Genomic DNA, 23,335 nt, shown 5'->3' on the forward strand with positions numbered 1-23,335 from the left:
CAAGGAGTGAAAGTGGCCGATCAACTGATTGTCCGTGGCGCTAGCGAACACAACCTGAAGGGCGTGGATATCGACCTGCCACGCGACAAGATGATCGTGTTTACGGGGCTGTCCGGCTCGGGTAAATCCTCCCTGGCTTTCGATACGATTTTTGCGGAAGGCCAGCGTAGGTACGTCGAATCGCTTAGCTCCTACGCGCGCATGTTCCTGGGGCGGATGGACAAGCCGGATGTGGAACTGATCGAGGGACTTTCCCCAGCCGTCTCCATCGACCAGAAATCCACGAACCGCAACCCGCGCTCGACCGTCGGCACGGTAACCGAGATCTTCGACTACCTGCGTCTGCTGTACGCCCGCACCGGCGTTCCGCACTGCCCGGAGTGCGGCGGCGTGATCCAGCGGCAAACCCCGCAGGAGATCGTCGACCAGATTCTGGCGATGGAGCAGGGCCTGAAGTTCCAGGTGCTCGCGCCAGTGGTGCGCACCCGCAAGGGTGAGTTCGTGGACCTTTTCGAGGACCTGGCCGCCCAGGGCTACTCCCGTGTGCAGGTCGACGGGGCGGTGTACCAGCTGTCCGATCCGCCGACGCTGGAAAAGCAGGTCAAGCACGATATTGACGTGGTGGTCGACCGTCTGCAGGTGAAGGATTCGCAGAAGCAGCGCCTGACCGATTCCATCGAGACCGCCCTGCAGCTGGCCGATGGCATCGTGGTGCTGGACTTCGTGGGACTGCCGGACGACGATCCGAACCGCACGCGGCGATTTTCTGAGAAGATGGCTTGCCCGAACGGTCACGCGATTCAGCTGGATGAGCTGGAGCCGCGCACGTTCTCCTTCAACTCTCCCTACGGCGCCTGCCCAGCCTGCGACGGACTGGGCACGCGCCTGGAGGTCGACGAGAAGCTGGTGATCCCGGACGAGGACGCGCCCGTAGTCGACGCAATCGCCCCGTGGGCCTCCAGTCCGAACAGCAAGTACTTCACCAAGCTGGTCAACGCGCTGGGCGAGGCTATGGGCTTCGACCCGAAAGCCCCGTGGAAGGATCTGAAGGCGACCCACCGCAAGGCGATCCTGAACGGCCACAAGACCCAAATCAAGGTCAGCTATCGCAACCGCTACGGCCGTTCCCGCAACTACAACGCGCCCTTCGAGGGAGTGATGCCCTTCTTGAAGCGCAAGCTCGACCAGACCGATTCCGACTGGTCCAAGGATCGTTACCGCAGCTACATGCGCGAAGTCGCCTGCCCGACGTGTAATGGCACGCGCCTGAAGCCGGAGGTCCTCGCGGTAACCATCGCCTCGGGCGATCGGGAACTGTCTATCGCCGAGGTTTCTGATCTTTCTATTGCGGACGCCAGCAGCTTCCTCGACAACCTATCTCTAACCAAGCGGGAGGAGATGATCGCCGGGGCGGTTCTGCGGGAGATTCAGGCGCGCCTGAAATTCCTTCTGGACGTCGGGCTGAACTACTTGTCGATGTCCCGTTCCGCGGGCACACTCTCCGGCGGTGAGGCCCAGCGCATCCGCCTGGCCACGCAGATTGGTTCCGGCCTGGCGGGCGTGCTGTACGTGCTAGATGAGCCGTCGATCGGCCTGCATCAGCGCGATAACGAGCGCCTTATCCGCACCCTGCAGCACCTGCGGGATCTGGGCAACACCCTGATTGTGGTGGAGCACGACGAGGACACGATTCGTACCGCCGACTGGCTGGTGGATATCGGACCGCGCGCCGGCGAGTACGGTGGCGAGATCGTTTATCAAGGCGAGCCGGAGGGCATCTTCAAGGTCGAGGAATCGTTGACTGGCCAATACCTTTCCGGCCAGCGAGTACTGGCAGTGCCGGATAAGCGCCGCCCGGTGGATAAGGATCGCGTGCTGAAGGTTCACGGAGCGCAGGAAAACAACCTGCAGAACGTGGATGTCACGCTGCCGCTGGGCGTATTGACCTGTGTGACTGGCGTATCTGGATCTGGCAAGTCCTCCCTGATCAACGGCATCGTTGCGAAGTCCTTGGGCAATACCCTGAACAAGGCACGCCAGGTGCCGGGGCACCACAAGAAGATCACTGGAATGGAGCACCTGGACAAGCTGGTGCAGGTAGACCAGAGTCCGATCGGCCGCACTCCGCGGTCGAACCCCGCGACGTACACGGGTGTGTTTGACAAGATCCGCAAGCTCTTCGCCGAGACCACGGAGGCGAAGGTGCGTGGCTACACCGCGGGGCGCTTCTCGTTCAACGTTAAGGGCGGGCGCTGTGAGGCCTGCCATGGCGATGGCACCCTGAAGATCGAGATGAACTTCCTGCCCGACGTGTACGTGCCCTGCGAGGTCTGCAATGGCGCTCGCTACAACCGCGAGACCCTGGAGGTTCACTACAAGGGCAAGTCCATCGCCGAAGTACTGGATATGCCGATCTCGGAGGCTGCGGAGTTCTTCGAGCCGGTGACTTCCATTTCCCGCTATCTGAACACTCTGGTCGACGTCGGCCTGGGGTATGTGCGCCTGGGCCAGGCGGCAACCACGCTATCGGGTGGCGAGGCTCAGCGCGTGAAGCTGGCTGCCGAGCTGCAGAAGCGCTCCAACGGCCGGACGGTGTACATCCTGGACGAGCCGACCACGGGCCTACACTTCGAGGACATCCGCAAACTCATGCTGGTGATCCAGGGACTGGTGGACAAGGGCAACAGCGTGTTCATTATTGAGCACAACCTGGATGTCATTAAGGCCGCCGACTGGATCGTGGACATGGGCCCGGAGGGCGGCTCCGGCGGTGGCACCGTCGTGGCCGAGGGCACCCCGGAGCAGGTTGCGGAGGTGGAGGCCTCCCACACTGGCCGTTACTTGCGGTCGATGCTCTGATTCTGCGGCGGCTGCGGCTGTACCGATTGCTGCTGTGGGTTCGGCGGACCGACAGCGGTGCTCTTGTTCGGCTTCTCACGTGTGACGGCGGCGACCAGCAGCACCATGCCACAGATCAGGAACGCCAGTGCTTGGACAAGGCCGCCCAGGACGGACAGGTCGTAGAAAACTAGCTTCGCAGTTGCAGTGATGGCCAGCAGCAATCCGGGCTTGGAGTTGTTGCGGTGCAGTAGGTACACCGCGCCCAGCATCCAGCTGACGGAGATCAGCACGTGCGCCACCATGAACGAAAGCTTCGTGGCGGAAATCGCCATGGCTACGGCCGGGATTGCAGAGGAAGCGAGCACGAGAGTCACAATGCCGATAAGCAGCTTCGCAACCTCCGTATTGGCCTGGCTGTCGGGAACTTCGCGGCCGGCAATCCCCCTGATTTCAGTATCGAATAGGTGTTGGTGGCGGTATGCCAACGCCACGGAAAGCAGAAGGCTCATCACTAGCACGATCGCGGAATCAGGGATTTCCATAGCCCTCGAGTTAACCCAGCTGAACGGGGCATAGGTGAACACAGCAAGGAAAGAGCAGATGAGGGAAATCCAGGCAACGGACCGTGGCATTTTCGGCAGGCCCCACACAATGGCAGCAGTGAAGACCAGCAACGCCACCGCGATGCCAATGCTCCAGTATCCGAAGTAGGGGAAGTTATCGAGGTGCTTTTGTACCTCTCCATCGAGGGCATGCCAGCGGAAGAACCGGATGATGAAGATGATGGGCAACGTCCCTGCGGAGATCGTGAACGTGAAGGCGCTGGCCACCTGTGGAGGTAGCGGAGCATTCCCATCCACCTGGAAGTCCACCTTGTACATGCCACCGTTGGCCCGGGCGATCAAGAAGGAGCAGGCAGTCGCCAGGGCGATAAACGCCGGGCTCACCCAGGAATCGTGGACACACAGCAGCGCGGCAGGAACGACCACTACCGCAAGGACGCTGCCGACGTGCAGCTGACGCGATGCCCATGGCGGGACGAAGCTGAGGATAGCCAGGATCGCGAAGCTCACCACGCCCATCAAGAAGGTGGATACCGCGAAGGGGGAGGCCATGAGCATTGCAATGATGTAGGTAACAGTGGCGGTGACCTGCAGTTTGAACCAGGGGCGACCCCAGCGGGCCGCGAAGCCACAGATCGCGGCTGCTAGCAGGCTGCCGGCGAAGTAGCCAGTGTGGATTTCCCTTTGCACCGGGTTGTCGGAGGGGAACATCGACAGGAAGCTCGCTGCTACAGGAACGATGAACAGGGGTGCAAACGCAGTGACAATGGAAGCGAGGATCTCCTTCTTCCACGCGTAGGCCAAGCCCAACGATCCGGCACAAATGACCACCGTCAGTACACTGCCCACTGCCTCGCTGAACCAGCCCATCTTGAATACCGCGACCCACAGGTCCGCGAGCCCGCCTAACGTGGCAACTATCAGAAGTGCTGCGGCACTCACGCCATTCGGCTGGCGCTTGTTTACGACTGTGGCCGTGACTGCCAAACCACCACACAGCACTGCTGCGAGGATGACGGCGCCCGTCGGGCTCAGGAACCCAGACGCATAAGCCAGTAGCGCCAGGAAGGTCAGACCCACGACGGTAATGGAACCGCCAATGATCGCCAGCAGGCGCGTAACCAGGTCTTCCTTCTCCCACCATTGCTGGAGCCTGTTCGGAGTAGCTGGCTTCGACCGCGCTGCTTGTTGACGCTGCGCTGCGGGGAATTTAGGCAGCGGCGATTGTCGCTGCTGTGGCTGCTTCTGTGGTTCCTGATTCTGATGACGGGGCGGCTGAACGGGCGCCACGGGTTGACGTTGCACCGCAGTGGGTTGGCGCTGTGCCGCAGTGGGTTGGCGCTGTGCCGCAGTGGGTTGGCGCTGTGCCGCAGTGGGTTGTGACTGCTGCGTTTGCGGGCGGGGCTGCTGTGGCTGAGGCCGCGATGGTTGCGACTGCCGTGGCGGCTGCTGTGGCGGCTGCTGCGTGTGCGGGCGCGATTGGGGTTGCGGTTGCGGTTGTTGGGAGCGCCATGAGTGGGGCTGTGCCTGCGGCGCCTGAGGCCGCTGTGGCTGAGTAGGTTGCGCCTGTGGTCGCGCTGGCTGCTGGGGCTGGGCGGGCTGTGACGGGGGAGCCTTAACCTCCTTGTTGGGGCGTGGGGGAGGTGAGGCTGGGGGCGTCACTACCGAAGAAGCCCTGGGCTGCTGCGCCATAGAGAGCCTTTGTTGATTAACAGCGACCTCGCGCAGGATACTAAACATCTGCGACTGGGCTTGCATCTGCGAACGAGCAAGATCATCAATGCGCTTGATCAGATCGTTAGTGGGCTCGGTGGATCCGTTGAGAGGCTTATTCATAAGGCAAAAGTTTATTCTTGTTCGGTCTTGGAGAAACGGCGTTAGCCATATTTGGATATCGCCTGGATACTTGTTATACTTCCAACCACTACCGTCTCGTTCCATCTAATAAGGCTTTGGCTTTATGAAATGGAAACGGGCTGCAAGTGGAGATTCCTTCTCCCACCTAGAGACCGCCAACACGGTTGGACTCGGGTCGTGGCCAAGACGCAGATGGGGTGCAAGAATCCGACAGTGTAATGCACAGTGATCGGTGAATGTTCCCGCTTGTGCGCTATGGCTGTGATTGTGGGGGAATAGGGGGATCTTCAGTACTGCAGGGGTCGGTAAGACATTAACCAAACTGCTACTGAGGAGTTCACATTAGCGCAGAAGCTCGCATCAACGACCGTATTCGAGTCCCTGAGGTCCGACTCGTCGGTCCAGGCGGCGAACAGGTCGGTATCGTCAAGACGGACGATGCGCGAAAGCTGGCCTATGAAGCTGACCTCGACCTTGTAGAGGTTGCACCGAACGCCAAGCCACCCGTGGCAAAGATCATGGACTTCGGCAAGTTCAAGTACGAGCAGGCCCAGAAGGCTCGCGAAGCTCGTAAGAACCAGCAGCAGACCGTGGTGAAGGAACAGAAGTTCCGTCCGAAGATCGACGACCACGACTACGAGACCAAGAAGGGCAACGTCATTCGTTTCCTGGAAAAGGGCTCCAAGGTCAAGGTCACGATCATGTTCCGCGGGCGTGAGCAGTCCCGACCGGAGCTCGGGTTCCGACTGCTTGAGCGACTGGCTAACGACGTTGAGGAATACGGCGTAGTTGAGACCCGCGCCAAGCAGGACGGCCGCAACATGACCATGGTGCTGGGCCCGATCCGCAAGGGCAAGAAGTAGTAACAGAACTAGTTGTTAGAGGTTTTTCACCAATGAAGCAGAAGACTCACAAGGGTGCCGCAAAGCGCATCAAGATCTCCGGTTCCGGCAAGCTGCGTCGCGAGCAGGCTAACCGCCGCCACCTGTTGGAGGGCAAGCCCTCCAAGCGCACCCGTCGCCTGAAGGGCACCGAGGACGTCGCTCCGGCCGATGTCAAGCGCATGAAGCGTCTGCTGGGCAAGGCATAACTAAAGCCCGCCTTTCCACCCCTATTCACCTAACCGCGTCATCGAGTAATTCCAGCACCTATAGAAGGTGCCCATCTGAGGCGCGCACACTTAAAGAAAAGGAAGTATCACCGTGGCACGTGTCAAGCGCTCAGTGAACGCCAAGAAGAAGCGTCGCGAAGTACTGAAGTCCGCTAAGGGCTACCGTGGTCAGCGCTCCCGCCTGTACCGCAAGGCAAAGGAGCAGATGCTCCACTCCAAGACCTACGAGTTCCGCGACCGCAAGGCCCGCAAGAACGAGTTCCGCAAGCTGTGGATCCAGCGCATCAACGCTGGTGCACGCCAGAACGGCATGACCTACAACCGCCTGATCCAGGGCCTGCGTCTGGCTGAGATCGAGGTCGACCGTAAGAACCTGGCCGAGCTGGCCGTCAACGACTTCGACGCATTCACCGCTCTGTGCGAGGCTGCCAAGGCTGCCCTGCCGGAGGACGTTAACGCACCGGCTGCTTCCTAAAGCTAGCTTTGTAGCGCGTAACGCAAACCCCATCCGGGGAACCTGAACTGAAAGGTTTCCCGGATGGGGTTCTTTGTGCTTTGAGGGCTGCTAGGTTGAATGAAAGCTAGCCAGCCTTTTTCGAGGAGAGACCGCAATGAAGGATTACACCCGCCGGGCAGTGACACTACTGTTGGCCTTTTCGCTCACCGGTACCTTGGCCGCCTGCAATATGAGCACAAACGAAGACGCCGAAAAGGCTATGCAGGAAGCCTCGGAAAAGGCCGATGAGGATTTTTCTTATGCCGATATGTCGGAGGAAGACTTCGCCGAAAAGGCGGCGAAAACCGTCGAGGATTTCTTTAATGCCGTCTTTGACACGTCCTTGGTAGATACCATCGATAAGCTGCCTGACGAGGAGAAGCGCCTGCTCAAGCGCGTCAATTCCGTCGACAGCTTCAATGACTTAAGCGACGAAGAAAAAGACACCGCCATCGAAGCGGCCGATAAGGCCTATGGCTTCCGGGATCGCGTCGCCGGTGCTGATGACATGTCTAAGGAAGATACCGGTGCCTTGATCGTTGGCATTAACACAACGCTAGACGTGCTGTGGCGTTTCACCGATGGGCAAGGTGCAATGACAGCCAAGCCAGACCCCAAGAAGGCCGAGGCCGATAGTGGACGCACGAAGGTCACGTTCCCGGTCGGGTCGGTTTCCATTCGCTTGGCGATGCTGCCCGGTAACCAGGAAGAACCGATCACTGTGCGGGTAGATGGCGGACAGCTCCGGGTAGATGGGCAGTTCCTCGTTGAGGTTGGCAAGGAAGGCGGTGGCGGCACCATGACCCGTACCCGCACCGAGAACGGCGTGACCACGACGGAAGAGGAGCAAGTGACTCTGTTCGAAAAGTAGGTCAATTATGCTGTGGGTTATGAGCCCGCAGGATGCACAAGACCTTTTCACCGAAAGAACCCCCCGCGTCGTCAACGCCGCCAAACTTCACCGGGCGGCTGCGCGCAAAAAGGCGGGGGTTTTCCTCGTGGAGGGGGAAAACAGCGTCGAGGCCGCTATCGCCACCGGCAGCGCCACGGACGTCTTCGTCACGTCGGCAGCCGCAGAACGCTTCGAGCCGATCATCCGCACAGCCGGCTACCTCAACGTCTTCGTCCACTACATCAACGACAGAGCCGCCAAACACCTTTCTGATACCGCCACGACCACAGGCTTGTTCGCCGTATGCAAGCCTGTCCTGTGGTCTGTCGGTAAGGCATTGACGCCGCAGCCCCAGCTAGTGAGCGTCCCAGTGGAAACCAACGACCCCGGCAATGCAGGCACCCTTATTCGTGTTGCCGATGCGATGGGCGCCGATGCCGTGGTATTCGCTGGCGAGACCGCGGATCCGCAATCGTGCAAGGCCGCACGTGCTTCTGCGGGGTCGCTGTTCCACGTGCCGGTGGCGCGTTCCACCAACGTGAAGGACGTGCTGGGGCAGCTACGCGCGCAGGGGCTGCAGATCGTCGCCACCGCAGCCGACGGTGAGGTCAGCTTGGATGACGCGGGGGAGATCCTTACGAAGCCGACCGCATGGCTGTTCGGCAACGAGGCCCACGGACTGGGGGAGGAGCTGCTCGCCGAGGCAGATCTGCGGGTTTCCATCCCCATCCGCGGGCGCGCGGAATCACTCAACCTTGCGACCGCCGCATCCATCTGTATGTATGAATCGGCGCGTGCCCAGGCAGCGGCGCGCGGCGCTACCGAAGACGGGTCAGCCGGGGACTGATATCCCCCGACTCGGCGCACCATGATCCCCGCCGGGTATTATTGACCAGGTTAAGCCGTGCACGTAGATAGAGGAGCGCACACAAGTGACGGATTCCGCGGATACTCCCCAGGTAGAGCTTTCGGAGCAGGGGCTGAGCGCAGCCGCTGACGCAGCTGAGAAAGCCTTCGCCGAAGCTGCAAATCTGGAGGAACTGGCAGTCGCCCGCCGCGAACACCTCGGCGACGATGCCCCCATCCCGGCCGCCCGCCGCAGCCTGGGCAGCCTGCCCAAGGAGCAGCGCAAGGACGCTGGTCGCCTGGTGAACATGGAACGGGGCCGCGTCGAGAAGCGCTTCGCCCAGGTCAAGGCCGAACTCGAGCGTAAGCGCAATGAGGAGGTCCTGCGCGCAGAGCGCATCGACGTCACCGAGCCGACCACCCGCGGGCAGCGTGGCGCCCAGCACCCGATCACCATTCTGTCCGAGCAGATCGCTGACATTTTCGTCGGCATGGGCTGGGAGATTGCGGACGGCCCGGAGGTCGAGGCCGAATACTTCAACTTCGACTCCCTGAACTTCATCCCGGACCACCCCGCGCGCACGCTGCAGGATACCTTCCACATCGCTCCGGAGGGTTCCGGCCAGGTGCTGCGCACCCACACTTCCCCGGTGCAGATGCGCACGATGCTTTCCCGCGACCTGCCGATCTATATTGCTTGCCCTGGCCGTGTGTTCCGCACCGATGAGCTGGACGCCACCCACACTCCGGTGTTCCACCAGGTCGAAGGCCTGGCTGTGGATAAGGGTCTGACGATGGCACACCTGAAGGGCACGCTGGATCACCTGGCCAAGACCCTGTTCGGCGAGGAAGCCAAGACCCGCATCCGCCCGAACTACTTCCCATTCACCGAGCCCTCCGCCGAGGTCGATGTTTGGTTCGCAGACAAGAAGGGCGGCGCAGGCTGGATCGAGTGGGGCGGCTGCGGCATGGTCAACCCCAACGTCCTGATCGCCGCGGGCGTGGATCCGGAGGTTTACTCCGGTTTTGCCTTCGGCATGGGCATCGAACGCACCCTGCAGTTCCGCAATGGCCTGCCCGACATGCGCGACATGGTGGAGGGCGACGTTCGCTTCACCCTGCCGTTCGGCGTACGCGGTTAAAACTACGCGGTTAGAACTTAGACAACCCCAAAGGATCTTTCGAAAATCATGCTTATTTCCCAGTCGTGGCTGACCCGAATCCTGCAGACCTCTAACCCGCAGTGGAGCGTGAGCGCCGAGGAGTTCGACGCTGGCTTCGTCCGCGTCGGCTTCGAGACCGAGGGCTACGAGGCGATCCCCGAGACCACCGGCCCACTGGTGATCGGTCGCGTCGAAAAGATCGAGGAACTCACCGAGTTTAAGAAGCCGATCCGTTACTGCGACGTCAACGTCGGCCAGGCCAACGGCACCGGCGAGCTGCAGCACATCATCTGCGGCGCGCGGAACTTCTCCGAGGGCGACAACGTGGTCATCGCCCTGCCCGGCACAGTGCTGCCCGGCCCGTTCGAGATCTCTGCGCGGAAGACTTACGGCAAGATCTCCGAAGGCATGATCTGTTCTGCGATGGAGGTGGGCCTTGCCTCCCAGCAGAATGCGGGGATCATGACTATTTCTGACGCCGATTTGGCCAGTGCCAACCTTCAGCCAGGTGACGACGCGTGCGGGCTGTTGGGTTTGCAGGACACGATCTTCGAGGTAAACATCACCCCGGATCGCGGCTACGCGCTGTCTGCCAGGGGACTCGCCCGCGAGTTGGCGTCCAGTTTTAACCTGCAGTACCGCGACCCAGCGCAGGATCCGGCGGCAGCAGCGATGCGCAACGACCTGTTCGCCGGCCTGCCCGGCACGGACGGCGAGGTACAGGCGCTGAAAGTCGATGAGGACACGAAGTGCTCGAAGTTCGGCATGCGGAAGGTCAACGGAATCGACCCGAAGGCGGAGTCTCCGCTGTGGCTGCAGCGCGAGCTGATGCTATGTGGCCAGCGCCCCGTGAACCCCGCGACGGACGTGACGAACTATGTGATGTTCCTGCTGGGCCAGCCGATGCACGCCTTCGACGCGGATAAGGTCAATGGCGAGCTGCACGTCCGCCGGGCGCAGAAGGGGGAGAAGCTGACCACGCTGGATGACGTGGAGCGCACCTTGGATGCCGAAGATGTGGTGATCTGCGACGAGTCCGGCATTCAGTCGCTGGCCGGCGTGATGGGCGGGTCGACCTCCGAGATCACCCACGAGACCACAAATGTGCTGTTCGAGGCCGCACACTGGGATCAGATCACCGTGGCGCGGACGTGCCGCCGCCACAAGCTATCCTCCGAGGCTTCCCGCCGCTTCGAGCGTGGCACGGATGCGGCGATCATTGAGGATGCCCTGGACTTTGCCGTTGCCCTGCTGGTGAACATCGCCGGTGGCGAGGTGGAGGAGGGCCGCACCCTGTTCGGTACGGTTCCGGAGATGCCGATGATCACCATGCACACCTCCCGCCCGGGCAAGACGGCGGGCAAGATATACCCGGACGGCACCACTATCTCCCGTCTGCGTGAGGTCGGTTGCGAGGTGCGCGAGACCGGCTCCCGCGACGATAACGGTGCCCGCGAGATCGAGGTCACCCCGCCGAGCTGGCGCCCTGACCTGACCATGCCCGCGGACTTGGTAGAGGAGGTTCTGCGACTGGAGGGGCTGGAGGACATCCCATCGATCGTTCCCACCGCCCCGGCCGGCCGCGGCTACACCCCACGCCAGCGGATGCGCCGCAACGTTGGCCAGGCGCTGGCGTGGGCTGGTTACGCGGAGATCCTGCCGACCCCGTTCATCGCCAATGACGTGTTCGACGTGTGGGAGCTGCCCGCCGACGATCCGCGTCGCCTGACTGTGAAGGTGCAGAATCCGCTGGAGAGCGACTACGCCTCCATCGGCACCACTTTGCTGCCGTCGATGATCGAGTCGCTGCGCCGGAACGTCACCCGTGGCCAGCGCGATGTGGCTCTGTACGGTGTGGAGCAGGTTTCCGTGCCGAAGTCGGCCAAGCCGTTTTCGCCGATGCCTTCCGTAAAGCAGCGACCCGGTAAGGAAGAGCTGGCCGAGCTGCTGGCTTCGCTGCCGGATCAGCCGCTGCACGTCGCCGTTGTTGCTACGGGTAACCGTCAGCTGCAGGGTACGTGGGGTGCCCCGGAGTCCTTCACGGCTGCGGACGCCATCGAGTCCGCCCGCGTCGTCGCCCGTGCCGCAGGCGTGGAAATCACCGTGCGAAATGCCGAGTACCTGCCGTGGCACCCGGGCCGTTGCGCGGAGATTTTGGTGGGCGACAAGGTCGTTGGCCACGCCGGTGAGCTGCACCCGCAGGTCTGCGAGCGAGCGGAGCTGCCGCCGCGCACCGTCGCAATGGAGATGAACCTGGACGCACTGCCGCTGGAGGAGACTTTCCCGCGCCCCGTACTGTCCGCTTTCCCGGCCGTGCTGCAGGACATTGCCGTGGTTGTCGACGAGACCACCCCGGCTCAGGACGTCGAGAATGCACTGCGCGACGGCGCGGGAGAACTGCTCGAGGAGATTCGCCTGTTCGACGTGTACCGTTCGGATTCCCTGGGCGAGGGTAAGCGCTCGCTGACCTTCAGCCTGCGATTCCGCGCCGCCGACCGGACACTGACGGAAGAGGAAGCCAGCGAGTCCCGCGAGGCCGCCCTGCAGTCCGCCACCGAGCGGGTGGGGGCGCAGCTCCGCTGATAATTGCATAATTCCCACAATGTTGAATAATTTGCATTGTGGGGGAATATAGGGCAGAATCGTCCTATGTTGAAAATTGCAGTGGCAGGCGCCAGTGGGTACGCGGGAGGCGAAGCTCTTCGCCTCCTATTGAACCACCCTGGCTACGGCGTGGACTTCGAAATCGGCTCGCTTACCGGCGGCTCCAACGCCGGCACGCGTTTCGGCGACCTCAACCCGGGTCTTCCCGCCCTGGCGGATCGTGTGCTCGAAGAGACGACCGAGGAGATCCTCGGCGCGAACGACGCTGCCATCCTCGCACTTCCGCACGGCGTTTCCGCCGCCCTCAACTTGCCCGAGTCCATGAAGATTGTGGACTGCGGCGCAGACTACCGCCTCAAGAACGCCAACCATTGGGCACGTTTCTACGGCACCCCGCACGCGGGTACTCGCACTTATGGCATCCCGGAGATGCCTGGTCACAGGGAAGAAATCGCCGCCGCCAACTATGTTGCCGCCCCGGGTTGCTTCCCGACCGGCGCCACGCTGGCGCTGATGCCTGCCATTGCCAGCGGGCTCATGGCCCCGCAGGTCAGTGTCGTCTCCGTCACCGGCACCACGGGTGCTGGCAAGAAAGCCGCCGTAAACCTCCTGGGTTCGGAAACGATGGGCAACCTGCGTGCCTACGGCGTGGGCACGCACCGCCATGCGCCGGAGATCAAGCAGAGTGTGGAGGAGCTGCTGGCTCCCGGCTACTCCTCGGACGACGTACACGTCACCTTCACCCCGGTGCTTGCACCGCTGACCCGTGGCATCCTCACCACCGTCACCGCTGCCGCCCGCGGCCAGGCGGGTGACATTCGCCGCGCCTACGAGGACTTCTGTGCAGGCGAACCCTTCCTGCACCTGCTGCCGGAAGGCCAGCAGCCAGAGGTCAAGAGCGTTGTCGGCTCCAACATGGTGCACATCCAGGTGGAGGTCGCCGATGGCATGATTATCGCCACCAGCGCCATCGATAACCTCACCAAGGGCACCGCCGGTGCCGCTATCCAGTGCCTCAACCTCATGTTCGGTTGGGAAGAAACCGCGGGCCTCCCGCAGACGGGACTCTGATTCAGCTATGACCAGCGCAGACAAGGTAACAGCCAAGACCTCCTCCGCCGAGCTCGGCGTCACGGTGCCACAGGGCTTCAGCGCCGCTGCGGTGACCGCGGGCATCAAGCCCTCCGGCAAGTCGGACATGGCTTTGATTCGCAACGACGGCCCGGATGCCATCGCCGCGGCGATGTTCACCCGCAACCAGGTCACCGCCGCGCCGGTGCGTTACACCCAGGCGCATAACGACGGGACCTTCCGCGCGGTTGTCGTGAACTCTGGCAACGCCAATGCCTGCAACGGCGCCCAGGGCGACAAGGATGCCAAGGCCACCGCGGAAAGGGTAGCCGAGGCTCTGGGCTGCCAGCCCGGCGACGTTGCGGTGTGCTCCACCGGGCTTATCGGCGACGTTCTGCCGATGGATAAGGTCCTCGCGGGTGTCGACGAGCTTGCCGGTAACCTCGACCAGTCCATCGCCGCTGGCAACGCTACCGCCCGCGCCATCATGACCACCGACCTCGTATCTAAGGAAGCCGTCTACCACGGTGACGGCTGGTCCATCGGCGCCATGGGCAAGGGCGTAGGCATGATGGCCCCGTCGCTGGCGACGATGCTCGTATTTATTACTACGGACGCCCACCTGCCCAGCTCCGCCACGGCCCACCAGGCCCTGGCGGGTGCGACCCCCACAACCTTCGATTGCATTGACATCGACGGGGCAACCTCCACCAACGACACTGTGCTGCTGATGGCCTCCGGTGCTTCCGGCGTGACCCCTGATGTCGAGGAGTTCAACGCTGCGATCCACCAGGTGTGCCTCGATATTGCAATGCAGTTACAGGCGGACGCTGAGGGCGTCACAAAGAGAGTCTCCATCACCGTCGGCGGCGCAGAAACAGACGAGGCCGCACAGACCGCCGCGCGCGTGATCGGCCGCGACAACCTGTTTAAGTGCGCGATGTTCGGCTCCGACCCGAACTGGGGCCGCGTGCTGGCGGCCGTGGGCATGGCGCCGGTGAAGATGAACCCGGCAGGCATCAGCGTGTCCTTCAACGGCCACCCAGTGTGCATCAATTCCACGGGCGCTCCCGGTGCCCGCACGGTGGACCTATCGGGCGCAGACATTGCCGTAGAGGTGGACCTGGGCGTGGGCGAGGGACGCGCGACGGTGTGGACGACCGACCTGTCGTACTCCTACGTGGAGATCAACTCCGAGTACTCGACCTAAACCGCGCCCCAAGCTGTGGCTTAAACCGCGACCAACAACACGTTTCTACCAGGAAATACGCCAATGACCCCCAAACACAATCCCATCGATACCACCGGGCTGACCCCCGAGATGCGCAGCCACGTGCTGGCCGAGGCTCTGCCGTGGCTGCTGCATTACCGCGACAAGATCGTGGTGGTCAAGTACGGCGGTAACGCGATGATCGACGAAGAACTGAAGCGCGCCTTCGCCGCCGACATGGTATTCCTCCGCGCCATCGGTGCCCGCCCGGTCGTGGTCCACGGTGGCGGTCCGCAGATCAACGAGATGCTGAAGACCGTCGGCCTGGAAGGCGAGTTCAAGGGCGGCTTCCGCGTCACCACCCCGGAGGTCATGGAGTACGTCCGCATGGTGCTTTTCGGAAAGGTCGGCCGCGAGCTAGTAGGGCTGATCAACGAACACGGCCCCTACGCCGTCGGTGCCTCGGGCGAGGATGCAGGTCTGTTCACCGCCTCCAAGCGCACCATCACCATCGATGGGGAAGACGTCGACCTGGGACGTGTGGGCCAGATCGAGCACGTCAACGCTGAAAGCTTGATCGACCTTATCGACGCGGGCCGTATCCCCGTGGTCTCCACAGTCGCACCGGATGACCAGGGCCGGATCTACAACATCAACGCGGACACGGCCGCCGGAGCGCTGGCCGGTGCTTTAGGCGCGGAGAGGCTCGTGATGCTCACGAACGTTAAGGGCCTGTACACCGACTGGCCCAACAAGGACTCCTTGGTTTCCAGCCTGACCCCCGACCAGCTGTCGGAGTTGCTACCTACCCTGGATTCCGGCATGGTGCCGAAGATGGAGGCCTGCCTGGATGCGCTGCGCACCGGCGTGCAGGCCGCGCACGTTATCGACGGCCGTATCCCGCACTCCGTAATCTTGGAGCTGATGACCACCGGCGGTATCGGCACCATGATCTGCCCCGCGGACTGGGAAGACGTAACCACCGCCGCCATCAACTACCGGGAGGACTAGCCATGACAAGCAGCAAAAGCACTGACTGGCAAAGCCACTGGAACGCCGCGATCTTCGAGACCTACGGCACCCCGCCGCGCGAGCTCGTGTCTGGCCGCGGCGCCATCGTCACCGACGTCGACGGCAACGATTACCTGGACTTGCTGTCCGGTATTGCCGTTAACGCTCTGGGGCACGCTCACCCAGCCATTATTGACGCCGTAACGAGTCAGATCGCCACGCTCAGCCACACGTCGAACCTTTTCGCCCACCCGCAGGTGATCAAGCTCGCTGAGCGGCTTAAAGGCCTGCTGGCGGAGCAGAGTGGGGAGGCCGCCGAGGCGGTGGCCGACGCCCGCGTGTTCTTCTCCAACTCCGGCGCAGAAGCCAACGAAGCGGCCTTCAAGATCGCCCGCGCGACCGGCAAGACCAAGATCCTTGCCGCTGAGCGTGGCTTCCACGGCCGCACCATGGGAGCCCTGGCTCTGACCGGCCAGCCCGACAAGCAGGAGCCCTTCAAGCCGCTGCCCGGTGGCGTGGAGTACTACCCCTACGGCGACATCGACGCGCTGCGGGACATGGCGGACGACGACACGGCCGCAATCTTCCTGGAACCCATCCAGGGCGAAACCGGCGTGATTCCCGCCCCGGACGGCTTCCTGGCCGCCGTCCGGGAACTATGTGACCAGCACGGGATCCTCATGGTTGTCGACGAGGTACAGGCCGGCATGGGCCGTACCGGCCAGTGGTTCGGCTTCCAGCACGAACCCGGCGTACTGCCTGACGTGATCACCATGGCCAAGGGACTGGGCGGAGGCTTGCCGATCGGCGCCACTCTCGCTTTGCCGAAGGCGCAGCTGCTGCCCAAGGGCATGCACGGCACCACCTTCGGCGGCAACCCCGTGGTCTGTGCGGCCGCCAACGCGGTAATCGACACGATCCAGGAAGAGGACCTGCTGGCCAACGTCGCAACCCAGTCCGCAGCCATCCGCGAAGGCCTGACCGACCACCCGAGCATTAAGTCCATCCGTGGCCGCGGCCTGATGCTGGGAATTGTCCTGGACGCGCCCCTGACTCTGGATCCGCTGAACTACGGGCTGATCGTTAACAAGCCCCAGCCCGACGTGATTCGCCTGGTCCCCCCGCTGAACATCACGGCGGATGAGGTGCAGGGTGGCGTCACAAAGATTAGGCAGATGCTGGACGACAACCGCAAGCAGAACCAGTAACACAACAAAGGAACCCCACATGACGAATACCCCGAACCGCGCCCCGCTGCGCCACGTGCTGGCCGACGACGATCTTTCCCCGGCGGAGCAGGCCGAAGTGCTGGCGCTGGCCGAGGAGCTGAAGGACAACCGCTACGGCAACGGCTACCGCACCCTGTTGGAGCGCCGCTCTGTCGCCGTGCTGTTCGACAAGACCTCTACGCGCACGCGCTTTTCTTTTGACGCCGGCATCACCGAGCTGGGCGGCAATGCCATCGTCGTAGACAGTGGAAGCTCGCAGATGGGGAAGGGGGAGACCTTCCAGGACACCGGCGCGGTGCTTTCCCGCTACGTCTCCGCGATCGTGTGGCGCACCGGCGCGCACGACAACCTGCACCAGATGGCAGAAACCGCGGGCGTGCCGATCATCAACTCCCTGTCCGACGACTTCCACCCCTGCCAGATCCTGGCGGACCTGGTGACCATCAAGGAGCACAAGGGCGAGCTGAAGGGCTTGAACGCCGTGTACTTCGGCGACGGTGCGAACAACATGGCCAACAGCTACATGCTGGGCTTCGCCACCGCGGGCGTGAACATCACCATCGCCGCACCCGAGGGCTTCCAGCCGGCCGCAGAGTTCGTCGAGCGTGCTCGGCAGCGCGCCGAGCAGACCGGTGCGACCGTGACCGTGACCGACAAGGTGGACGCCACCGGCGCGGACGTGGTGATCACCGATACCTGGCTGTCGATGGGGCAGGATGCCTCCGAGGATCGCAGTGCGCTGAAGGCCTACCAGGTCGACGCGGAACTGATGGGCACCGCCAAGGATGACGCAATTTTCCTGCACTGCCTGCCGGCCTACCGGGGCAGCGAGGTCACCGCGGAGGTTATCGACGGGCCACAGTCCGTGGTATTCGATGAGGCAGAAAACCGCTTGCACGCACAAAAGGCGCTGATGGTATGGCTTCTTCGCTAACCCGCACCGCGCGACAGGACATGATCGGGCGCATCATCGGCGCCGAGAAGGTAGGCAGCCAGCGCCAGCTGCTGGGCATCCTGGTCAACCGCGGCATCGACGTCACCCAGGCGACCTTGTCGCGCGACCTGGTGGATCTGGGAGCCAAGAAGGTGCGTGTGGGCGGGGAGGTGTACTACTCCCTGTCCGACGACGTGCGTGTCGATGGCCCGGATAAGCTGCGCCGAGTATTGGGGGAGCTGCTGGTCGACCACGATCACTCCGGCAACATCGCAGTGCTGCGTACCCCACCCGGTGCCGCGCAGTACCTGGCCAGCATCCTCGACCGCTCGGACGTCAACCGAGTGGTGGCCACGATCGCTGGCGACGATACGGTGTTCGTCCTGGCGCGGGAGCCCCTCAGCGGTAAGGAGCTTGGGGAGTACTTCTACCACCTGGCGCAAAGCTAGAATGAATTAACTGATACTAGAGCAAGACCGCAAAAGACTGCATAAGACTTTCGAAGGGAAGCGTAAAGAAGAATGAAGGATCGCGTAGTACTCGCATACTCCGGCGGGCTGGATACCACCGTTGCCATCAGCTGGATCGCCAAGGAGCGCAACGCAGAGGTCGTGTGCGTCTCCATCGACCTGGGCCAGGGCGGCGAGGACATGGAGACCGTCCGCCAGCGCGCACTGGGCGCCGGCGCCGTGGAATCCATCGTCGTGGACGCTCGCGATGAGTTCGCCAACGATTACTGCCTGCCGACCATCAAGGCCAACGGCATGTACATGAAGGAGTACCCGCTGGTCTCCGCGATCTCCCGCCCGCTGATCGTGAAGCACCTGTCCGAGGCCGCTGCCGAGCACGGCGGAACCGCCGTTGCCCACGGCTGCACCGGTAAGGGCAACGACCAGGTTCGCTTCGAGGTCGGCTTCGCCAACACCGCCCCCGACCTGGAGATCATCGCCCCGGTCCGCGACTACGCCTGGACTCGCGAGAAGGCCATCGCCTTCGCCGAGGAAAATGGCATCCCGATCGAGCAGTCCAAGAAGTCCCCGTTCTCCATTGATCAGAACGTTTGGGGCCGTGCCGTTGAAACCGGCTTCCTGGAGGATCTGTGGAACGCCCCGACCAAGGACGTTTACGCCTACACCGAGGATCCGGGCCTGGGGCAGGCTCCGGATGAGGTCATCATCTCCTTCGAAGGCGGCAAGCCCGTCGCCATCGACGGCAAGAAGGTCACCGTGCTGGAGGCTATCGAAGAACTGAACCGCCGCGCCGGCGCCCAGGGTGTGGGCCGCCTGGACATGGTTGAGGATCGCCTGGTGGGCATCAAGTCCCGCGAGATCTACGAGGCTCCGGGTGCTATGACCCTGATCCGCGCACACGAGGCTTTGGAGGCAGTCACCGTCGAGCGTGAGCTGGCCCGCTACAAGCGCGGCATCGATGCTGAGTGGTCCAACCAGGTTTACGACGGCCTGTGGTTCAGCCCGCTGAAGCGCTCCCTGGATGCGTTCATCGAGTCCACCCAGACCCACGTCACCGGCGACATCCGCCTGGTTCTGCACGCTGGCTCCATCACCGTCAACGGCCGCCGCTCCGGCAAGTCCCTGTACGACTTCAACCTGGCCACCTACGACGAGGGCGACTCTTTCGACCAGTCCATGGCGCGTGGCTTCGTGGAGCTGCACGGCCTGTCCTCCAAGATCGCCGCGAAGCGCGACCTGGCTAATTAGCGGCCAATCCCACCAGAGGCTCACCAGAGGCTAACGAGAGCAGAAAGGCACTGAACCCAACCATGACCACCGAGGCACACGGCACGAACGAGGGCGCCCTGTGGGGCGGCCGATTCTCCGGCGGCCCGACTGAGGCGATGGCTGCCCTGTCGAAGTCCACGCACTTCGACTGGGTCCTGGCCCCCTATGACGTGCTGGCCTCGCAGGCTCATGCACGGGTGCTACACAAGGCCAACCTGCTCAGCGACGAGGACTTCGATACCCTCATCGCTGGCTTGCAGAAACTGGGGAAGGACGTCGCCGATGGTTCCTTCGGCCCCGAACCCAGCGACGAGGACGTCCACGGCGCGATGGAACGCGGCCTGATTGATCGGGTCGGCCCGGAGGCCGGCGGTCGCCTGCGTGCGGGTCGTTCCCGCAATGACCAGGTCGCCACCCTGTTCCGCATGTGGCTGCGCGACGCGATCCGCGACATCACCGCGGGCGTACTGGACGTCGTCGACGCTCTGGTCGCCCAGTGTGATCGCCACCCGGAGGCCATCATGCCGGGCAAGACGCACTTCCAGGCCGCCCAGCCGGTGCTGCTGGCCCACCAGCTGCTGGCGCACGCGCAGCCGCTGCTGCGCGACGTGCAGCGCTTCCAGGATCTGGATAAGCGCCTCGCTGTGTCCCCGTATGGTTCTGGTGCGCTCGCGGGTTCCTCCCTGGCGCTCGACCCGGAGGCCATCGCGGAGGAGCTCGGCTTTGACTCTGCTGCGGATAACTCTATTGACGCCACTAGTTCCCGCGACTTCGCCTCTGAGGCAGCCTTCGTGTTTGCCCAGGTTGCAGTGGATCTTTCCCGTCTGGCAGAGGAAGTCATCGCCTGGTCCACCCCGGAGTTCGGTTACGTCACGCTGGCCGATGAGTGGTCCACCGGCTCGTCGATCATGCCGCAGAAGAAGAACCCGGACGTCGCAGAGCTCATGCGCGGCAAGACCGGCCGCCTGATCGGCAACGCCACCGGTCTGCTGGCCACCCTGAAGGCTATGCCGCTGGCCTACAACCGTGATTTGCAGGAGGACAAGGAGCCCATCGCGGATTCCGTGGCTCAGCTGAACCTGCTGCTCCCGGCGATGGCTGGCCTGGTCGATACGCTGACTTTCCACCCGGAGCGCCTGGGTGAGCTCGCCCCGGCGGGCTTCACGCTGGCCACCGACCTGGCGGAGTGGATGGTTCGCCAGGGCGTGCCTTTCCGCGTCGCCCACGAGGCCTCCGGCTCTTGTGTCCGCATCGCGGAATCGCGCGGAGTGGATCTGGTGGATCTCACCGACGAGGAGCTGGCGGGTGTGCACACGGCTCTGACTCCGGAGGTTCGCGAGGTGCTGACCATCGACGGTGCCGTGGCCTCCCGCGCTACCCGCGGTGGCACCGCTGGCGTGCGCGTGGCGGAGCAGAAGGAGCGCGTGCGCGAAGCCTCCTCTACCGACCGCAAGTGGGCTGAGAAGACCCGCCTGGTCTAAGCGCCCAGGGAACCTAGGTTCAATCGGGTCTAGATCCCGACCCCGTGTTCATTCGCCCCGCCGGGCAGGTTGTGCAGACGCACGCCCTGCCCGGCGGCGTGCTTTGCGAAGCGTTCGACGAAGTTTGCCGAGCGCTTGCCGGACGCGCAGTAGACCACGACATCCACCGTGTCCTCCGCAGCGCCGTGTGCGCTGCTCATGCTCTCAAGCAGCTGCTCCGCCAGTTCCGGCTGCTCGCTCCACACGCTGGTGGGCAGGTGGTAGCCGGGGTACTCGGAGAACGTCGGCAGGTCCTTGATGGCCTTTTCTCCCGGCTCGCGCACGTCAATCGCTATCGCTGCCCCGTCGGCTAGGGCACGCAGTAGGCAGGCGGCTGTATCTTCCCCAGCCGCTGCAGGCCTACTATCCTGAGCTGCGTCAGCCTCGCAGCTCGATGTTTCCTCCGCCACGATCTCGGTGACCGGCTTCCGCTGTGGATCGGCGGTGACGTTGAAGTGCTGGATGTTGGCGCTAAGGGCGTCATAAATATGCAACCGCCCAACTTGCTGTGCGCGAGAGTCAGGATCGCGCAGGAACTTAATGGTCTCCGTGGCCATGAGGCCCGCGACTACCGCGGTCGTTACGCCCAGCACTCCGGCGGTGGCGCAGTCCGGCACGCTGTCCGGATCCGGTTGGGAGGGGTAGAGGTCGCGCATGCCGACGCCCCGGGCGGACTCCTCGGCGCTTATGTCAGCGCCCGGGCCGGACCACCAAACCGCCACGTCGCCACGGTAGCGCAGCACAGAACCCCAGACCAAGGGAGTGCCGGTGGCCTCGGCAGCATCAGCGGCCAGGAACTTCGTGGCGAAAGTATCCGAGCCGTCGATCAGCACGTCCACGTCCTCCAGCAGCTCGGCGGCGTTGTCGGCGGTGAAGCGGCCGTGGATGCCGTGGAAGCGCAGACCGGGCTGTAGCTCCCGCAGGCGCTCGCCGGCGACGTCCACCTTGGGACGGCCGACGTCGCTGGCACCGAAGAGGATTTGGCGGTGGATGTTCGTGATGTCCACCGTGTCGTCGTCGATAACGGACATCTCACCGACCCCCGCTGCAGCCAGCGACTGCATCAAGGGGCAGCCGAGGCCGCCCGCGCCGATCACCAGCACATGTGCCTCGTGCAGGCGCTCCTGTTCTCGCAGGCCGTGTCCCGGAAGGATCGTCTGCCGCGCCACCCGCTTCAGTTCATCGGCGGGCAGCGAAGTGTATTCGCTGAACATCACAGCACCTCGTCTGCCCAGCCATCCCAGCTGGCCAAACCGTCGAAGCTAGAGGAGGCCAACGCACCCTGGGCATGCGTGCGCTGGGGAATGCGCCCAGCCCCGCGTGCCAATCGGCCGGCCTCCACGGCCGCCTTCATGGCCTGCGCCATCGCCACCGGATCCTGGCAGCGGTTTACCGCGCTGGCTAGCAGCACACCGGAACAGCCCAGCTCCATCGCCAGCGCCGCGTCGGAGGCCGTGCCCACGCCCGCGTCCAGCAGCACCGGCACCTGGGCGCGCGAACAGATCAGTTCGATGTTGTGCGGGTTCAGGATCCCCAGCCCCGTGCCGATCGGCGAACCCAGCGGCATGACAGCATGCACGCCCACGTCCTCCAGCCGCCGGGCTACTACCGGGTCGTCGCTGGTGTAGGCAAGCACCACGAAGCCTTCGGCCACCAGCATCTCGCAGGCATCCACCAGCTCCACCACGTCGGGCAGCAGCGTGTGGTCGTCGGCGATGACCTCTACCTTCACCCAGTTCGTCCCCAGTGCCTCGCGCGCCAGCTGGGCCGTCAGCATCGCATCGCGCGCCGTCTGGCATCCCGCGGTGTTCGGCAACACGTCTATACCCAGGCGGTTCAGTAGCTCGAAGACGCTCTCACCGCCGCCGGTAGTTTGTGCGCTGTGGCGGCGCATCGCCACCGTGGTTAGCTGCGTGCCACTGGCAACCAGCGCATCCTCCAGCAGTGACTGGCTGCTGGCGCCACCGGTGCCCATGACAAGGTGGGAATCGAATTCCTTATCCGCAATCTTCAGCATCGCCGGTTACTCCTAGCCGCCCTGGACGGCGATCAGGATGTCCACCGCGTCGCCGTCGTCCAGGGTGCGCCCCCAGTCGCTAGCCGGAACGACCGCGCGGTTCACTGCCACTGCGACCCCCTTCGCGCCTTCCGCAGCAGAGGTCTCGCGGCCCGTCTCCGCAGCCACGACTTCCGCCACACTCGGCGCGTTTTCCGCTGACCGTGGTTCGTCATTCACCGTGTAGTCCAT

Annotated in this window: 21 protein-coding genes; 17 read left to right on the top strand and 4 right to left on the bottom strand. The window is 63.4% G+C overall.

Annotated features, from left to right (window positions below):
• The first annotated feature begins 12 nt into the window (after window positions 1-12).
• Window positions 13-2,859 carry an excinuclease ABC subunit UvrA gene (gene uvrA / locus CRD15_RS01480; RefSeq protein WP_034981472.1) on the top strand — a complete coding sequence of 949 codons (2,847 nt, stop codon included), beginning with the start codon at window positions 13-15 and terminating at the stop codon, window positions 2,857-2,859.
• Here the strand turns inward: uvrA and CRD15_RS01485 are convergent.
• Window positions 2,838-4,694, bottom strand: a complete 1,857-nt coding sequence (locus CRD15_RS01485; protein ID WP_237744616.1) for a DUF2339 domain-containing protein — start codon at window positions 4,692-4,694, stop codon at window positions 2,838-2,840. The two genes, uvrA and CRD15_RS01485, sit on opposite strands and share 22 nt — an antisense overlap.
• Before the next feature lie 32 nt (window positions 4,695-4,726).
• Here CRD15_RS01485 and CRD15_RS10080 point away from each other — a divergent pair, with 32 nt between their 5' ends.
• The 16 genes from CRD15_RS10080 to argH all read left to right on the top strand — a co-directional run bounded on the left by CRD15_RS10080 (window position 4,727) and on the right by argH (window position 21,048).
• The gene (locus CRD15_RS10080) at window positions 4,727-4,963 is read left to right on the top strand and encodes a hypothetical protein (protein ID WP_237744617.1); all 237 of its coding nucleotides are present in this window, start codon (window positions 4,727-4,729) and stop codon (window positions 4,961-4,963) included.
• Between the two features lie 639 nt (window positions 4,964-5,602).
• A complete protein-coding gene (gene infC / locus CRD15_RS01490; RefSeq protein ID WP_080716109.1) occupies window positions 5,603-6,124 on the top strand; it encodes a translation initiation factor IF-3 in 522 nt (173 codons plus the stop codon).
• Window positions 6,125-6,156: 32 nt separating this feature from the next.
• Entirely contained in the window at window positions 6,157-6,351 is a 195-nt protein-coding gene (gene rpmI, locus CRD15_RS01495; protein ID WP_005295736.1) for a 50S ribosomal protein L35, read from the top strand.
• Window positions 6,352-6,463: 112 nt separating this feature from the next.
• Window positions 6,464-6,847 (top strand): 50S ribosomal protein L20, encoded by a 384-nt coding sequence (gene rplT / locus CRD15_RS01500; protein ID WP_011273437.1) that lies wholly within the window; start codon window positions 6,464-6,466, stop codon window positions 6,845-6,847.
• Between the two features lie 136 nt (window positions 6,848-6,983).
• The gene (locus CRD15_RS01505; protein ID WP_255463685.1) at window positions 6,984-7,739 is read left to right on the top strand and encodes a hypothetical protein; all 756 of its coding nucleotides are present in this window, start codon (window positions 6,984-6,986) and stop codon (window positions 7,737-7,739) included.
• A gap of 7 nt (window positions 7,740-7,746) precedes the next feature.
• Complete coding sequence (locus CRD15_RS01510; protein ID WP_187401740.1) at window positions 7,747-8,607, top strand: RNA methyltransferase; 861 nt, start codon at window positions 7,747-7,749, stop codon at window positions 8,605-8,607.
• Between the two features lie 85 nt (window positions 8,608-8,692).
• On the top strand, window positions 8,693-9,748 hold the full coding sequence (gene pheS, locus CRD15_RS01515; protein ID WP_187401741.1) for a phenylalanine--tRNA ligase subunit alpha: 1,056 nt from the start codon (window positions 8,693-8,695) through the stop codon (window positions 9,746-9,748).
• 48 nt (window positions 9,749-9,796) lie between these two features.
• Window positions 9,797-12,352 (top strand): phenylalanine--tRNA ligase subunit beta, encoded by a 2,556-nt coding sequence (pheT, locus tag CRD15_RS01520; RefSeq protein ID WP_187401742.1) that lies wholly within the window; start codon window positions 9,797-9,799, stop codon window positions 12,350-12,352.
• Between the two features lie 66 nt (window positions 12,353-12,418).
• A complete protein-coding gene (gene argC, locus CRD15_RS01525; RefSeq protein WP_034973552.1) occupies window positions 12,419-13,444 on the top strand; it encodes an N-acetyl-gamma-glutamyl-phosphate reductase in 1,026 nt (341 codons plus the stop codon).
• 7 nt (window positions 13,445-13,451) lie between these two features.
• Window positions 13,452-14,654: a bifunctional glutamate N-acetyltransferase/amino-acid acetyltransferase ArgJ gene (gene argJ, locus CRD15_RS01530; RefSeq protein ID WP_034973550.1), complete on the top strand. Its 1,203-nt coding sequence runs from the start codon at window positions 13,452-13,454 to the stop codon at window positions 14,652-14,654.
• A 63-nt stretch (window positions 14,655-14,717) separates the two neighbouring features.
• On the top strand, window positions 14,718-15,665 hold the full coding sequence (argB, locus tag CRD15_RS01535) for an acetylglutamate kinase (protein ID WP_034973548.1): 948 nt from the start codon (window positions 14,718-14,720) through the stop codon (window positions 15,663-15,665).
• Window positions 15,666-15,667: 2 nt separating this feature from the next.
• Window positions 15,668-16,873: an acetylornithine transaminase gene (locus CRD15_RS01540; protein WP_035008672.1), complete on the top strand. Its 1,206-nt coding sequence runs from the start codon at window positions 15,668-15,670 to the stop codon at window positions 16,871-16,873.
• A 19-nt stretch (window positions 16,874-16,892) separates the two neighbouring features.
• Window positions 16,893-17,828, top strand: a complete 936-nt coding sequence (argF, locus tag CRD15_RS01545) for an ornithine carbamoyltransferase (RefSeq protein WP_035008671.1) — start codon at window positions 16,893-16,895, stop codon at window positions 17,826-17,828.
• The gene (gene argR / locus CRD15_RS01550) at window positions 17,813-18,277 is read left to right on the top strand and encodes an arginine repressor (protein ID WP_034966094.1); all 465 of its coding nucleotides are present in this window, start codon (window positions 17,813-17,815) and stop codon (window positions 18,275-18,277) included. The genes argF and argR overlap by 16 nt, the downstream gene beginning before the upstream one ends.
• 72 nt (window positions 18,278-18,349) lie before the next feature.
• Window positions 18,350-19,546: an argininosuccinate synthase gene (locus tag CRD15_RS01555; RefSeq protein WP_034981490.1), complete on the top strand. Its 1,197-nt coding sequence runs from the start codon at window positions 18,350-18,352 to the stop codon at window positions 19,544-19,546.
• Window positions 19,547-19,608: 62 nt separating this feature from the next.
• Window positions 19,609-21,048 carry an argininosuccinate lyase gene (gene argH, locus CRD15_RS01560; protein WP_187401743.1) on the top strand — a complete coding sequence of 480 codons (1,440 nt, stop codon included), beginning with the start codon at window positions 19,609-19,611 and terminating at the stop codon, window positions 21,046-21,048.
• Window positions 21,049-21,077: 29 nt separating this feature from the next.
• Here argH and CRD15_RS01565 read toward each other — a convergent pair whose 3' ends face one another.
• From CRD15_RS01565 to thiS, 3 genes are read right to left on the bottom strand one after another with little or no spacing between them, the layout of a single operon-like run.
• On the bottom strand, window positions 21,078-22,301 hold the full coding sequence (locus tag CRD15_RS01565; RefSeq protein WP_187401744.1) for a ThiF family adenylyltransferase: 1,224 nt from the start codon (window positions 22,299-22,301) through the stop codon (window positions 21,078-21,080).
• Window positions 22,301-23,104: a thiazole synthase gene (locus CRD15_RS01570; RefSeq protein ID WP_034966104.1), complete on the bottom strand. Its 804-nt coding sequence runs from the start codon at window positions 23,102-23,104 to the stop codon at window positions 22,301-22,303. Before CRD15_RS01570 ends, CRD15_RS01565 begins: the two co-directional genes overlap by 1 nt.
• Window positions 23,105-23,116: 12 nt before the next feature.
• A complete protein-coding gene (gene thiS / locus CRD15_RS01575) occupies window positions 23,117-23,335 on the bottom strand; it encodes a sulfur carrier protein ThiS (protein ID WP_034966107.1) in 219 nt (72 codons plus the stop codon).

Source organism: Corynebacterium sp. LK28 (genome assembly GCF_014335105.1).
GTDB lineage: Bacteria > Actinomycetota > Actinomycetes > Mycobacteriales > Mycobacteriaceae > Corynebacterium > Corynebacterium macclintockiae.

Bases quoted from the DNA above. Each gene is read 5' to 3' on its own strand.
- argJ (WP_034973550.1), top strand. From the start codon at position 13,452: ATGACCAGCGCAGACAAGGTAACAGCCAAGACCTCCTCCGCCGAGCTC.
- argB (WP_034973548.1), top strand. From the start codon at position 14,718: ATGACCCCCAAACACAATCCCATCGATACCACCGGGCTGACCCCCGAG.
- CRD15_RS01510 (WP_187401740.1), top strand. From the start codon at position 7,747: ATGCTGTGGGTTATGAGCCCGCAGGATGCACAAGACCTTTTCACCGAA.
- CRD15_RS01555 (WP_034981490.1), top strand. From the start codon at position 18,350: ATGAAGGATCGCGTAGTACTCGCATACTCCGGCGGGCTGGATACCACC.
- CRD15_RS01565 (WP_187401744.1), bottom strand. From the start codon at position 22,301: ATGTTCAGCGAATACACTTCGCTGCCCGCCGATGAACTGAAGCGGGTG.
- argH (WP_187401743.1), top strand. From the start codon at position 19,609: ATGACCACCGAGGCACACGGCACGAACGAGGGCGCCCTGTGGGGCGGC.
- rpmI (WP_005295736.1), top strand. From the start codon at position 6,157: ATGAAGCAGAAGACTCACAAGGGTGCCGCAAAGCGCATCAAGATCTCC.
- pheT (WP_187401742.1), top strand. From the start codon at position 9,797: ATGCTTATTTCCCAGTCGTGGCTGACCCGAATCCTGCAGACCTCTAAC.
- CRD15_RS01540 (WP_035008672.1), top strand. From the start codon at position 15,668: ATGACAAGCAGCAAAAGCACTGACTGGCAAAGCCACTGGAACGCCGCG.
- CRD15_RS01505 (WP_255463685.1), top strand. From the start codon at position 6,984: ATGAAGGATTACACCCGCCGGGCAGTGACACTACTGTTGGCCTTTTCG.
- argF (WP_035008671.1), top strand. From the start codon at position 16,893: ATGACGAATACCCCGAACCGCGCCCCGCTGCGCCACGTGCTGGCCGAC.
- thiS (WP_034966107.1), bottom strand. From the start codon at position 23,335: ATGGACTACACGGTGAATGACGAACCACGGTCAGCGGAAAACGCGCCG.
- argR (WP_034966094.1), top strand. From the start codon at position 17,813: ATGGCTTCTTCGCTAACCCGCACCGCGCGACAGGACATGATCGGGCGC.
- argC (WP_034973552.1), top strand. From the start codon at position 12,419: ATGTTGAAAATTGCAGTGGCAGGCGCCAGTGGGTACGCGGGAGGCGAA.
- CRD15_RS01570 (WP_034966104.1), bottom strand. From the start codon at position 23,104: ATGCTGAAGATTGCGGATAAGGAATTCGATTCCCACCTTGTCATGGGC.